The sequence below is a fragment of the Marinomonas sp. SBI8L genome (assembly GCF_001624705.1).
Taxonomy (GTDB): Bacteria; Pseudomonadota; Gammaproteobacteria; order Pseudomonadales; family Marinomonadaceae; genus Marinomonas.
The window spans coordinates 329,553-342,816 of sequence record NZ_JSEO01000003.1 but is presented as its reverse complement, the minus strand read 5'-3'; the positions used below and the strand labels follow the sequence as shown (position 1 = coordinate 342,816).

The window sequence follows — 13,264 nt, the reverse complement described above, 5'->3', positions numbered from 1 at the left end:
ATAGAATCAGCAAAGGCTTCATGAAAGAAAGAGCAAGCATTTAAGCCAATGACTCGAACCGATTATTTAAGCCGATTAAGATAGAAGAGAAACACACCTAGGGACTGGATTTTATTTGAATGGAAAACAACAAGCCCTTCTCTTTGTTAGAAAAGAAAGCTATCTATTTTCTTATCATCACAGTGTCAATGTACTTTTTTGCGCTTGATTTATACGCCCCTTCGTTGCCGCAAATTAAAAGCCTTTTTCAGGCACCGTTTTACCAAGTTCAGTTAACCATCACCTTATTTGCCATTGGCTTTTGGAGCTGCCAACTCTTCTTTGGTGCGCTCATTTCCCATTATGATAAACGCAAAATCTTATTAGCCACGAGTGCCGTGTTTAGCCTAACAAGCCTCGCCATAGTCAGCACAAATGCGATAGAAGCCTTATATTTATATCGCTTTATTCAAGGGGCTTGCTGCGCCTCTATGTATGTTATTGGCTTTGCAACAGCAAGAGAGTTGGTCTCAGAAGACAGACTCAAAACCATCATGCCACTCTCTTCACTGGGTTTTACTTTCATGTCAGCCTTTTCACCCATAGTTGGCGGCCTTATTATCCAGTTTGGCCAATGGCATCAAGTGTTTAGCAGCATGGCCTTTATTGGTTTTATCCTCTTTGTTTCGACTTATTTTTTATTTCCCAAAACGGCTAAACAAACCGATGAAGCCGTAACGAAAATACGCTTTGCCTACTTTGTAAAAACCTCATACACAAACTACAAAGCCATGCTGACAAACTCAGTATTTACCATCAGCTCTTTTATCAGCATTAGCGCCGTGGTTGCCATGGTAATTTTTTATCAGATCGCCTCTTTCATCTTCATAGAAGAGGCGCAAGTCAGCTCGTTAAACTTTGGTATCATCTGCTTTCTATTAATATTGGTGTCTGTGTTCGCAAGGCTTTACTACCTAAGGTATTTGCGAGAAACGAATGTAATGCAGGGGCTATTTAAATGGAGCTCATTATCTATTCTGGCGGCGCTGATTAGCTACCTAAGCACCTCAACCCAAGGGATGGCGTTTATCCTTCTCTTTTCTCTCAGCTATTCGGCCTTTATTTTTGCCCTAAGTGTCGTCCACTGCTACGCCCTAGTCTATGCCTTCATGAGGGTAGATAAGTCGAAAACAGGCTACTCTGCCGCCATCTATGGCACCTTAACCTCATCTTATATCGTCATAGGCTCGGCCATCTCTTCTGAGTATGAACCTAGCGTTAACTATCTCATATTATTGATGATCGCCATGGCGTGTATCTGCCTCGCTGGAACGGCTTATATTTATTTTAAAACATTGATGGTAAAGCCAAGACCAGCACCAAATTAGGTGTCTCGATCTAGACGGTCAGATTCGACAACTCTGAAAGAATAAACCACAATAATATCTGTATTAAGCGAATGAAACGCCTAAGTTAAACCTTATAAAATACAGTTTTTTAATCTGTTCTTAAGATAAACTTATCAATCAATATTTTTTATTAATGTATTTATAGAAGTATTTAGATCTAATCAAAACATATACATTCTAACCTTCGCTTTAAGAGCATAAACTCGCTTAAACTAGTTTCAATTTACTTTAAATTCGCGAAATTTAATAACTTTTACGTCTTTGTATAATTACTCTTGTCTGTTTAGTTTTTTAATTCTAATAAATAAAATAATGAGAGAAATATATGATAAAACCAGAGTTTACTGATGTTGTTATAAAAAAATCTGACACGGGGTTTTATCAAAACTATAGTGTTCCAATCGCATTAGGCAGTAAGAGCATTATTATTGCCCTAGCGCTTTGGGCTCTCTTATGGCCTGAATCTACAAATAATTTACTGGGAAGTATAAAGTGGGCTCTTCTCGAAAACTTTAATGCTTTCTATATCATCTTATTTGGCCTTTTTTCATGCTTTCTCATTTTTATTGCGGTTGTTCCTTCGATAGGAAAACGCGTAATGGGCTTGCCCGGTGATAAGCCAGAATTCTCAACCTTCTCATGGTTTTCAATGATGTTTGGGGCCGGTTTAGGTGTTGGCTTGATGGTTTTTTCGACCGCTGAACCCTTAGGCCTTTGGGCATCTAACCCCGCAATATTAGCCCAAGACGTTGAGGCCAATACGGTTGAGGCTCTCTTACCTACCTATCGTTATACCTTTGCGCATTATGGATTTCATACTTGGGGAGTCTTTGTCATCGTAGGTTTAGCGTTAGCCTATTGTTCATATACCCGAGGCATGCCTCTCACTTTAAGGTCGACCCTAACCCCTTTAATCGGAAGATATGCCAATGGTGTATTAGGCCACATAATTGACATACTGGGTGTTGTTGCCACTATTTTGGCTGTATCAACAACAATCGGCTTTGGTGTGAGCCAGTTAATTGATGGCATCTATACAATTACCGGCATCGAATGGATTATGAATATCAGTGGCGATATACCAACACCCAGTAATGCAGGGTTAATCGCTGGCTTAGCATTAATCATGATTTTATCAATTGTTTCTGCTGTATCAGGTGTCGGAAGAGGGGTTAAATACCTTTCTAACCTTAATTTAATCTTATCTATATTCTTGTTATTAATATTTGTTTTCTTTGGTTCATTTTTATTTGCGATGACCACCTATGGCACTGCGTTTGTTGATTATATTTTGCATTATATTTCACTCTCATTTAATGCCTATTTACCAATGAATGAATCTCAATACTTAGATCTCATCCCTGAATCTGCAAAAGCATTTTCAAGCGAACTATTCGCTAATTCAACGAATGCTTGGGGAAGTTATCAAAGCTTCTTGTCGAGCTTATCCGATAATGCAGCAGCACTTGATGAAGGTACTCTTAAACAAGCGTATATAGCAGGAAATGAAGGCCGTCAATTTGCATGGCAAGCAGGCTGGACAACCTTTTATTGGGCTTGGATGGTGGCATATGCGCCTTTTGTCGGCTTATTCCTTGCTCGAATTTCAAAAGGCCGAACGATTCGTGAATTCATTTTAGGCTGTGTCATCGCACCCTCTTTGGTTTGTTTCGCTTGGATGACAATATTAGGTGCGACAGCGATTGACCTTGAATTAAGTGGCGTTGCAGACGGATCAATTATTGACGCTTCAAATACAAATAAATTATTTATAACATTAGGCTACTTATTAGAAGGTGAGTTTTTAGCACTGGTTAATATCATGTGCGTCATTTTGGTTCTCACATTCCTAATCACGTCTGCTGATTCGGGTATTCTTGTGATGAATACAATCATGTCAGGTGGCGATCAAGATGCAGGCATTAAGCATCGCATTGTTTGGGGAGCCATCCTCACTGCCGTCATTGGTACTTTGCTTTTAGCCGCAGGCGATAACAACCCTATGGAAGCACTAAGAAATGCCATGATAATAGGCGCACTGCCCTTCGCTATGATCCTAGGCTTAATGATGATTGCCATGTGCAAAGCCATGTACGTCGATAGCGTGTTACTCAAACAAGAAAAATAGCGTTAACTCGTATCGGTGGAAGTAGAACTAAAAATTTAGCGCTAGAAAAACTTAAAAAGCGAGTGATTAAGTTAACCTTAAAGGCCTAATAGAGCGGTATATTTACCGCTCTATTAGGTGCTTTATCGCAGGCTGAATCATAAAATGAAAAGAATCTCGATTAACAATTTATGCCCCTCCAGCCCCACCTCCAAATCACTAAATCAACTTCAATAGCTAGATCAAAGCATCTCGTTACCATGCTCTGCGTGGTAATGCATACCATTGAGCTCCAGCTCAATAAAAGCCTCTCAAGTGAGTAAAAACCAGTAAGAAGAATAACCAGCCTTTTCTTAATAACACGGGAAGAATGAGAATAAGAAGCTCTCTACGAATTAGAAAATAGACATAAAAAAACCGCAGCTGATAAATCAACTACGGTTTTTAATATGGTGGGCCTACCGTGACTCGAACACGGGACCTGCCGATTATGAGTCGGATGCTCTAACCAACTGAGCTATAGGCCCTAAAACGGCCGCCATTATATCTAGCTTATGAGTTTCTGCCAAGCTTTGTTTAGGCTTTTCTCTTTATTTATTTCAGCTTTTTATTAGTTAAGCCAAGTCTTGCTTATTTATTGTTCAATCTCGGCTAAAAAAGCCCTATTCAATTGTTTTCATTCAGTTTTCACGGTATCCAGTGCTAACAAGAAGACACGGCTTTTTATGAGGCTGAAGGCAGTTGCAGTCTTTCCTCTTTTTGCAGTTTGCGTACTTGCCCTGGGGCAAAGCCTAGGTTCTTTTTAAAGGCACGACGAAAAGCCGTTTCACTTTGATAACCTAACTCCAAACTCAAGGCGGCAAGATTGTGTTGGCCTTGTCTGAGTTTTTGGTTGGCTAACCTCATGCGCCAAAGGGTGACATATTCAAGTGGTGTGTAACCTAGCTTGTCACGAAAGGCATTATTAAAGGCGGTGCGTGACATGCCGGCTTGTTGGGCGAGTTTTTCTACTGTCCAAGCTTGTTCGGGCTGATCGTGTATTACTACGATGGCTCTTGCCAGTTTGTCGTCAGATAAAGCCGCTAATAAACCAAATGGCAGGCGCTTTTGCTGCATCAGTAAGCGTAAGAATTGCACCAGCAAGGCTTCGGCCAGACGCTCGCTTACTACTTGGAAACCGCATGAGAGCCTTGCTAGCTCTTGTTGTAATACATCAAGAATAGGCTGAATTGCTAGGGCGATATCATCTTCTTGATTAATGCCCACCAGCTTAGATTGAGTATCCAATAAAGGGTTGAGGCTAGACAGGCCAAAGTCATACTCACATACCAGTATGGCGGCATCTTGCTCTTGTTCTAGGGTTTGTAGCTTGAGTTCTGTGCCTGCGGCTAACCAGAGAATACTGCCTTGGGTAAACTCACCGGCGTTTTCTCCTAGCATAAACTCTTGCTCTAAAAAGCTGAGCTTCCCCTGACAGACACACAGTAAGTAGGAGGATTCGGGAGAGAGGTGAACTCTTTTTTGTGAGGCTTGGTGTTTTTCTTCTGACGCATTTTCGATACTAAAGTCGGATTCTTGTTTGGTATTTTGCTCGTGAGGCATGTCTTCATGCTGTTGCAAAAAGGACACGGATTTCACTTGCGGTCGAAAGTGAGTCAATAATGTGGTTAATCTATCCATTTTGTACTATCTGCTACAAATTTAATTTAAATTGATACAAATAAAATACACAAGATCCCCTATGATTACTACTAAGACATCAAAACTGATCGTTTAATAGACAAATCAGTCTTTGGTGCCACACTAGTTGGGCCAGTGAGTCATGAGAATGAAAATAGGTAATCAAGTTAAAATCACCAAATGGAATGGGTGTCTTACTGCTCTTGAACTCAACCTTGAAAAAGTTAGGAGCTTATTATGACAGTTTTAAAACCTCGCCAAGCCATGCCTGCTTTGCAGTTCCATTCCTTGCAAGATAATTGGTCTTTGGCAGAACAAGAACCCGCTCAATTCACCATGTTAGTGGTTTACCGTGGTCTACATTGCCCTATTTGTAAGAGCTATTTGACTGAGCTTAATCGCTTAGCTGAAGATTTTAGTGCCAGAGGCGTTAATATTTTTACAATTAGTAGTGATACCCATGAAAGAGCGCAAACCGCTTTTGATGAATGGAAGCTACCAAAACTAAACCTAGGTTATGGATTAAGCGTTGAGCAATCTCAAGCCTTAGGTTTACACAGATCGAAAGGTCGTGGTTTAACTAGCATAGGCATCGAAGAGCCAGAAGAGTTTACAGAACCTGGTATCTTTATTGTTCGCCCTGATAATACGCTTTATTGGAGCAATATCAGCACTATGCCATTTGCACGTCCGCACTTTAAAGAAATACTAGGTGCGATAGACTTTGCGATTCAAAAAGACTACCCAGCCAGAGGCGAGTTAGTTTAATCAACAGCAATATCTAGATAAGGTGTGAGTATTCACTATTTATATTCACACCTGCATCACACCTAGGGAACCTGCGAACAAGTCACCTCTTCTCAGTCTTTTCAGAAAAAGCGTCAAGCAAGGCGTCACTTTGCCGCTTTTTTCTGATAAGAGCTGTAGGCACCTTTCGAAAAGGGACAACACAGGGTGGCGCTTTTTCTGAAAGACCCGAAGGGCGTGGTCTAAAAGCCCTATCTTTAAGTTAAGGGTCTTATCAATAGAATAACTATTAAGTTACGCCCCTCGCCATAAATCTAGGCACTTTTATCCACACGCTGAGGCGGGAGGACTTATTCGCAGGTTCCCTAGTTTATTCCCTGTCTTTATTCCTAGGCAGATCATATCTCTATCCCCACTCTAAATTGTCTCTATCAGGATGATCCGCTAGCTCTGCTAACATCCAACGACAAAATGTATCCACTTTAGGTGTGATAGTGGCATTCGATAGAATCAGATACTGGCCACCTTCTGCTGGCATTATGTGATCGTGCACCTTAACCACCTTGCCTTCATCTAACGCCATACGAAAACAAAAAGACAAACCCAGTAATAAGCCAACGCCTGCTTGTGCCATTTCTAATGCGGTAGAGGTGTGGTTACTTTCAAACAAGGGTTCAGGCTGAAAGCCTTCTTCACCTAGCTCACTAAACCAGTTACGCCAACCTAGCTTAAAACCCAATGTGCTAATAAGTGGGAGGCTTTTCATCTGGTCTAAGTCATTAAACTGATCCTCCCCCTCTGGCAGGTGTGTTTCGATAAAGCTGGGGCTGGCGATCACCATCCAGTCTTCTTTAATAATGCGTTGTACTCGATAACCAGAAAAGCCCCCTTCCCCATGGCAAATTTCCACATCAGCATCATTAACACCCTGGCCTGTTGGCCAAGCCGAACTTAGCAGTCTCACTCGATACTCTGGATGCTTAGCAAAAAACTTGGGTAATCTTGGCATTAACCAACATTGGGCAAAAGTGGTACCACAGGCCACTTTAATAGTGGGGCGATAGTCGGACACAAACAGCTCGTTGGTGGTTGCCTGCATATTGGTAAAAGCTTGAGTTAAGACAGGTAAATAAGCTTTGGCGCTGTCAGTTAGTTCTAGCCCTTTTGCTCTGCGATAAAAAAGCTGGGTATCAAGGTATTGTTCTAACAATTTAATTTGCTGACTCACTGCCCCTTGGGTGACATGTAGCTCGGCTGCGGCCTTCGCTAGGTTCTGTAATCGCGCTGCGGCTTCAAATGCGCGAAGGGCATTTAATGGCGGTAAGCTTTGAGCTTGAGGCATGAGGTTACGTCCTTTTTTATCCTGTCTCGATTTTAGCAATTCTATAGCATAGATGAGATAAAAATCTCTCGCGGCAATAAAATCGTCATCAAAATGCAATATTTATGGTGTTGGGTCAATTTTTAACCTAATTAAAAACTGAATACTTTAGAATTTCTATACTAGCACTTTGGAAATTCTCAATGTTTTTATCCCTTTTAGTTTGTCATCATATTCATACAAATCACAGGCATGCTTAACTTGTGATAAGGCAAATATAATGAGGTAGTGAAACATGAGTATTGCAATGGCAAATGGCCATAAGCTCTCAATAGCGCACGACAGCACTCAGTTAAATATTGAATGGAATGATGGTCATAACAGCGAGTTTCTCGCGATCTGGTTAAGAGACCATTGCCAAATGCCCGAGAGTCGCGATGCCCACAGTGGCCAGCGCCTTATGAATGTGACTGACTTTCCTTTAGATGTGAGCATAGAGTCGATCACAGCATTGGATAATCAGCATGTTGAGATTATCTTCTCGCCACTACATCGCAGTGTGTTTAGCTTGGAATGGCTTGAGCAAAATGCGTATGACAAACACCTCGCCAATGATATTTACTCAGAACAAAATAAGGTTTTATGGGATTCGAGTTTTAGCACAGAAAAATCTGTGTTCGACTATGAAGCCTACCTAAGCAACAAAGATACTAGCCGCGCTTTATTCGATCACTTTGCTCTTTATGGTTTTGCCATTTTAGAGAATGTCCCTTGTAAAGAAAGCCAAATTCTTGATGTGATCGACACCTTTGGTTATGTCAGAGACACTAACTATGGCAAGTTGTTTGAGGTGAAAACACAAGTTGAGCCAAACAACCTCGCTTTTACAAATTTAGGCTTAGGTCTGCATGCGGATAACCCTTATCGCGACCCAGTACCAACAGTACAGTTATTGCATTGCTTGGAAAACACGGTAGAAGGTGGTGAATCCATTCTTGGGGATGGCTTTAAAGCGGCCAATATTCTAAGAGAAGAAAGCCAAGCTGATTTTGACCTTTTAAGCCAAACTTGGATTAATTTTCGCTTTCAAGATAAAGACACAGACCTTCAGTCCCGGGTGCCTTTGATTGAAGTGAATGATAATGATCAGGTGGTCAAAGTACGCTTTAACAACCGCTCGATTGCCCCGATCAATATCGATAAGCATAAAATGAAAGCCTTCTATAAAGCCTATCAGCACTATGCTGAGATACTAAATCGCACCAGCATCATGATTGATTTCAAGCTCACACAGGGCCAACTTGTGATGTTTGATAACACCCGTGTTTTCCACGCTAGAAAGGCTTTTTCGACCTCTGGCAGCCGTTGGTTACAAGGAGCTTATGCGGATGTCGATAGCTTATACAGTTTGCAATCTGTGTTATCTCGTAAGACAGAAACTGACGCTCGAATCACATCAACCCCATCAGCTAAGAAGACATCAAACTAATCAGATAAGGAGACGTAAGAATGACAAACGAAAACTCAATTCTAGCCAAGATAGAAGCGCTCTTTAGTGATCATGGTGCTGACTGGTACATGGGCGAACCTGTCACCATGGCTGAGCACATGCTGCAATCTGCCTTTTTTGCTATGCAAGCCGGTGCCGACGACGAACTTATCATAGCGGCCCTTTTGCATGATATTGGCCACTACACCAGTGAATATGCCGAAGATTGCCTGCAAAAAGGCATAGATAACGAACACGAAGACAGTGCCGCGGACTTTTTAGCAGGGCATTTCCCTCAAAGAGTACTCGATGCGATTCGTCTACATGTGGCGAGCAAACGCTATTTATGCGCGGTAAAACCTGAGTATTACGAGGTACTTTCTGAGGCATCGAAAGAGTCGCTAGCGGTTCAAGGCGGCCCGATGAATACGGATGAAGTGGCGCAGTTTGAAGCCGAGCCTTATCATCAAGATGCGGTAAAAGTGCGTTACTGGGATGATGCTGGCAAGCAGGATTCCCTTACTGTCCCAGATCTGAATCACTATATTCCTATGATGCAGAAGCTGTTAATTCAGCCTGCTGCTTAAGCCGCTACAAGGAGTTCTGTCTATGAGTAAGCTTATCCTCATTATGATAGATGGCATCAGTGCCGACCTATTTGTGCAAGCGAAAGCTTGGTTACCCAACTTGCATGCTTTGGCGAGCCAAGGCACCTATGTGAGAGCCTTAACGCCTGAAGTCTGCGGCACCTCTTTTCCCGGCCGTACCTCTATGATTGCAGGACAAACCGCCGCCGAACATGGGGTGTATGGCAATAAGGTTTGGGATGGTACTGAGTTTCGTTGGGCGATTCCTGAAGATGTATTAACCACCACAGTGGCAGGCTATGCCAAGCAAGCTAACAAGAAGGTAGCAGGCCTAGGTTATGGCATGGTGAATACCCAAGATTGTGACCTTTATCTTGACCCTTGGTGGTCTGATGAAACCACAAACAGAGCTAGAAACTATGATTCTTACTCTCTAGAGGAAAGAAAAAAGCAGCAAGATAATCAAGACTTTAAACATGCCCTTGCTGAGCATACAAAGGACACTTTAAAAACCTTGGATGAGGCCATTTATGCGACCAAGGTAATTAACCCAAATGGCGCTAAATACCAAGACTATAGCAATACAGAAACCATGACCTTTGGCATATTGGCTGATCAGCAACTATTAGATATAGGCGCTGGTCTTGCTTGCTCTGATGATGCGCCAGACCTTATCTTGCTAGAAATTGCGGCGACCGATTACTTTTTGCATAAGTACGGAGCAGGTGACCCTATGATGGAGCATTCACTACGTACCGCCGATGCACAAGTGGGCACTTTGTTAGAAAGGCTAAGACAAGCAGGCAAGCTGGATGAGTATAACTTTGCCATCATGAGTGACCACGGCCATACGGCGATGACAGAGGCCATTTATTGCGACCAGATTCTACCCGAAGGCGTACGCTGGTCTAGTGAAGGAGGCATGTTGCTTATCGCTCCAAGATCCCAAACGGAAGCAGAACAAGTCACCAAGATATTGCTAGAAGCGGGTTTAGAAACCTGGAATAAAGACTTTATTCCTAAACATCAGCAGGACGAATTGCTTGTTTTCACCTCTAAAGAAGGGGCGCTAACCAGTTTTGAAAGGGACTTGAAAGGCACAGGTCAGATTAGCGGAAAATCTAAATATCAATCTAACCATGGTATGCGACCAGGTTCTCGTGAAGATTATCGTTTTTGTCTTTTTGTTGGGCCAGATGTGCCGCAACAAGAGGTGGAATTTGCGACAGCCTCTCAGGTAGCACCCACACTGGCATCGATTCTTAAGATAGAGACGCCCTGGCTCGAAGAGCCACTTTGTTAGCAGCGAAGAGGCGCTTTGTTAGCAACGAAGAGTCTCTTTGTTAGCAGTGAAGAGGCGCTTTGTTAATTCGGCAATTATAACTTTTAGGAAATTCCTACAAGCGCAATAGAGCGTTACTCAAAAGTGAGTAGCGCTCTTTTTCTTTATTGATAAAGTCGCTTCAAAACTCTCCAACACATCCAATGCAAAAGGTATCCACCCCTCTGCACTAAAGGCAATGGGTCTCACACTGAACACCTTATCCATGGCGTCTTTAGCTGTCATACCTTCAAATTGAATCAGGTAAGCTGCCATGACCATGCCTGTTCTATCCTTGCCTGAACGACAATGAATCATCACTGGGCCCAACACTTTTTGAGCCTCAATAAAAGCCATGGCTTTTGGTAAATTCTCCAAGCAGATTTCTTTATCACCTGCTTGTACGGGCGCATTGGGCGACATAGGAATATTGGCATGGACTATTCCTACTTCTTCCATCTCATTACTATCAACAGATTCGGCAAAATTGACACTTAAGATAGCCGTGATGCCATGTTCTTTAAGCTCTGCTAGGCTCCAAGCATCTAAATTAGGGCCAGAGCGCCCTGCTATCTTGCCTTCGATTAACCAAAATACCTTTTGCATTCTTCTCACCTACTCCCTTTAACCCGTTAATTTTCAACCTTATTATCAAGTATCAGATCATCACTATTCATTAAATCGGTTTGCTCTTCACCAACTAGCTCTTCATCAACTGGCTCTTTATCAACAGCTAGGGCATCATCTAGTCTTATTTCAGCTTCTGTTTTATTCTGTTCGAGTTCAAACATTATGGGTTCTAGTACACCTTCTTCTGCACTGGGTTCAATAGGTTCAGCGTTATTCTCTAACAGTAAAAGATCTAGCCCTTGCTGAGTGCTGGCCTCTTCCTTTTCTTTCCAGAACATAAGCCAGTCCATTAGTTGTTTAGAGCTCGTAATGACCTGCCCGCCCATAGACACAAGAGAACCAGATAAATCAGCTATAGCGTTTCTTATTTTGCCATCGTCACAGATACCTTCTTGTTCTATCCAGTGGATTGTATTTCCAGCCACCACAATAGAACCAGAGACCACAACCGAAACAGTAAAAAGAGCAGTAAAAGCGACAGGTAAAGCAATGATCCCTCTAGGGTCCATTTTTGCGTTTTTTAAATCAAGTTCCTTAAGCCCCACGGTAAGCTCTTTAGTAATCAACTCACATTTAGGTTCTTGGAATTCATGAGTTTTCGGCACCATGACGCAACCAGATAAAAAGCTGATTAGTGTCATATATGCAAGAGCACGCTTTATTAGGTTTTTATTCCATACAAGCTTATTTAATCTTCCTTGCTTACTACTCTGCACTAAAGTTCATCCTTAATTCTGTATTGAATTAATAAGTTACCTTTAATATTCAGATATTTCAAAAACACGCTTTAGTTAGTTTGATACAAGCCTAGCTAAAGCCACTTATCATTCGATAGTTATTTCAAATCAAGATTCTATATTAATTAAGGTGTTCGCTATTTAAGCTATTTTTAAGCGTTACAACTGAGGTTTTATACCTTAGATAGTGCTTTCTGCTGCGTGACTGGTGAGCAGCAGGCGTAACACCAAACTGACCGGATAAACCGGCAGTAAAATAATTAAAAATAGGTGATCATTTTGTTGCAAAAATTAAGCGTTAAAGATCGAGTAAAAAGTCTATCTAGGTCCATTGGCTTAGGTGTGAGTACGTTAGGTTTAAGTCTTGGATTAGCTCTTGGTTTGAGTGTTTCTAGCACTGCACAAGCACAAGAAATTTCTCTGACAACAACCGATTGGGCCCCTTTTTACGGTAGCTCTTTGGATCGTGGTGGCTTTGTTTCTGCCATAGTGGCGGAATCCCTAAAGGCATCTGGCTATACAAGTAATATTGTTTTTAGTGATTGGACAGAAGCCTTTGAAAAGGTCAAAGTGGGCGAGAAAGACATGTTAGTTGGCGCTTATTTCTCTGAGGAGAGAGCAAGAGACTTTCATATTTCTATCCCTATTTATTCACTCATGACAGGCGTCATCAAAAAACAAGAATTCCCACTTAATTTTGTTAATTCATTCGATGAGTTGAACAAATATAAACTGGGTAAAATTGAAGGCTCTGTCGTTGGAAAAAGCTTTGACGCTTATTCTTTTAATAGCCTAACAGGTTACCCTGGTGTAGCAGATGGCTTGAAAGCCCTAGACCAAGGTCAAATTGATTTGTACATAGACAGTGTGGCGGTTGTTAAACAGGTTGCTACCGATTTAGGGATGGACTCATCACAGCTACAGCTAGTACAACCACCTTTAGAAGAAAACGATTTATATGTGCTTATCTCTAAAAATATTCCTAATGCGATTGAATTAAGAGATGCATTTAATGCTGGCTTTATTCAGATTCAAGCCAATGGGACTTATGAAACTATTTTGAAGGACTTTAACCAAATTTAGGGAAGCGACGAATAGGCTCTAGCATAAGCCAGGGATGGCATTTCATCATTTTAAGACAAATATTCAAGCTCACTTCTTCATTCCCTTCCCTCATTCAGCTTCTTCTTGTTATATTGTTAGGTGCAATTTCAAGCCCCTTTAGCAAGCCGTCGCTAGCCAATCTTTTTACTCTGA

General features: G+C 41.7%; 11 protein-coding genes and 1 tRNA gene. 7 read left to right on the top strand and 5 right to left on the bottom strand.

Annotated features, from left to right (window positions below):
• Positions 1-119: 119 nt before the first annotated feature.
• Both OA91_RS05665 and OA91_RS05660 read left to right on the top strand, forming a co-directional pair.
• Positions 120-1,367, top strand: a complete 1,248-nt coding sequence (locus OA91_RS05665; RefSeq protein WP_063336684.1) for an MFS transporter — start codon at positions 120-122, stop codon at positions 1,365-1,367.
• A gap of 346 nt (positions 1,368-1,713) precedes the next feature.
• Positions 1,714-3,516 carry a BCCT family transporter gene (locus OA91_RS05660; protein WP_063336683.1) on the top strand — a complete coding sequence of 601 codons (1,803 nt, stop codon included), beginning with the start codon at positions 1,714-1,716 and terminating at the stop codon, positions 3,514-3,516.
• A gap of 429 nt (positions 3,517-3,945) precedes the next feature.
• Here OA91_RS05660 and OA91_RS05655 read toward each other — a convergent pair.
• Together OA91_RS05655 and OA91_RS05650 are read right to left on the bottom strand one after the other, a co-directional pair.
• A tRNA-Ile gene (locus tag OA91_RS05655) sits at positions 3,946-4,022 on the bottom strand.
• Between the two features lie 196 nt (positions 4,023-4,218).
• Positions 4,219-5,124, bottom strand: coding sequence for a helix-turn-helix domain-containing protein (locus tag OA91_RS05650; RefSeq protein ID WP_063336682.1), 906 nt, complete (start codon positions 5,122-5,124; stop codon positions 4,219-4,221).
• A 288-nt stretch (positions 5,125-5,412) separates the two neighbouring features.
• Between OA91_RS05650 and OA91_RS05645 the strand changes: the two genes are divergently transcribed.
• The gene (locus tag OA91_RS05645) at positions 5,413-5,943 is read left to right on the top strand and encodes a peroxiredoxin-like family protein (RefSeq protein WP_063336681.1); all 531 of its coding nucleotides are present in this window, start codon (positions 5,413-5,415) and stop codon (positions 5,941-5,943) included.
• Positions 5,944-6,328: 385 nt separating this feature from the next.
• Here OA91_RS05645 and OA91_RS05640 read toward each other — a convergent pair whose 3' ends face one another.
• Positions 6,329-7,264, bottom strand: a complete 936-nt coding sequence (locus OA91_RS05640) for a LysR substrate-binding domain-containing protein (RefSeq protein WP_063336680.1) — start codon at positions 7,262-7,264, stop codon at positions 6,329-6,331.
• A gap of 274 nt (positions 7,265-7,538) precedes the next feature.
• Between OA91_RS05640 and tmpA the strand changes: the two genes are divergently transcribed.
• Genes tmpA through OA91_RS05625 form a run of 3 tightly spaced genes read left to right on the top strand, consistent with a single transcriptional unit; the run spans position 7,539 to position 10,622 of the window.
• A complete protein-coding gene (gene tmpA, locus OA91_RS05635; protein WP_063336679.1) occupies positions 7,539-8,732 on the top strand; it encodes a 2-trimethylaminoethylphosphonate dioxygenase in 1,194 nt (397 codons plus the stop codon).
• Positions 8,733-8,752: 20 nt separating this feature from the next.
• Positions 8,753-9,319: a phosphonate degradation HD-domain oxygenase gene (locus tag OA91_RS05630; protein WP_063336678.1), complete on the top strand. Its 567-nt coding sequence runs from the start codon at positions 8,753-8,755 to the stop codon at positions 9,317-9,319.
• Positions 9,320-9,341: 22 nt separating this feature from the next.
• Positions 9,342-10,622, top strand: coding sequence for an alkaline phosphatase family protein (locus OA91_RS05625; RefSeq protein WP_063336677.1), 1,281 nt, complete (start codon positions 9,342-9,344; stop codon positions 10,620-10,622).
• 117 nt (positions 10,623-10,739) lie between these two features.
• Here the strand turns inward: OA91_RS05625 and OA91_RS05620 are convergent, their stop codons facing one another.
• Together OA91_RS05620 and OA91_RS05615 are read right to left on the bottom strand one after the other, a co-directional pair.
• Positions 10,740-11,246 carry a protein-tyrosine phosphatase family protein gene (locus OA91_RS05620; RefSeq protein ID WP_063336676.1) on the bottom strand — a complete coding sequence of 169 codons (507 nt, stop codon included), beginning with the start codon at positions 11,244-11,246 and terminating at the stop codon, positions 10,740-10,742.
• A 26-nt stretch (positions 11,247-11,272) separates the two neighbouring features.
• A complete protein-coding gene (locus OA91_RS05615; RefSeq protein WP_063336675.1) occupies positions 11,273-11,986 on the bottom strand; it encodes a hypothetical protein in 714 nt (237 codons plus the stop codon).
• A gap of 300 nt (positions 11,987-12,286) precedes the next feature.
• Between OA91_RS05615 and OA91_RS05610 the strand changes: the two genes are divergently transcribed.
• A complete protein-coding gene (locus OA91_RS05610) occupies positions 12,287-13,090 on the top strand; it encodes a substrate-binding periplasmic protein (RefSeq protein WP_442919119.1) in 804 nt (267 codons plus the stop codon).
• The last annotated feature ends 174 nt before the right edge of the window (positions 13,091-13,264 follow it).

Excerpts from the sequence above, each read along its gene's own strand:
- OA91_RS05640 (WP_063336680.1), bottom strand. The coding sequence starts at position 7,264 with ATGCCTCAAGCTCAAAGCTTACCGCCATTAAATGCCCTTCGCGCATTT.
- OA91_RS05660 (WP_063336683.1), top strand. The coding sequence starts at position 1,714 with ATGATAAAACCAGAGTTTACTGATGTTGTTATAAAAAAATCTGACACG.
- OA91_RS05665 (WP_063336684.1), top strand. The coding sequence starts at position 120 with ATGGAAAACAACAAGCCCTTCTCTTTGTTAGAAAAGAAAGCTATCTAT.
- OA91_RS05620 (WP_063336676.1), bottom strand. The coding sequence starts at position 11,246 with ATGCAAAAGGTATTTTGGTTAATCGAAGGCAAGATAGCAGGGCGCTCT.
- OA91_RS05625 (WP_063336677.1), top strand. The coding sequence starts at position 9,342 with ATGAGTAAGCTTATCCTCATTATGATAGATGGCATCAGTGCCGACCTA.
- tmpA (WP_063336679.1), top strand. The coding sequence starts at position 7,539 with ATGAGTATTGCAATGGCAAATGGCCATAAGCTCTCAATAGCGCACGAC.
- OA91_RS05645 (WP_063336681.1), top strand. The coding sequence starts at position 5,413 with ATGACAGTTTTAAAACCTCGCCAAGCCATGCCTGCTTTGCAGTTCCAT.
- OA91_RS05630 (WP_063336678.1), top strand. The coding sequence starts at position 8,753 with ATGACAAACGAAAACTCAATTCTAGCCAAGATAGAAGCGCTCTTTAGT.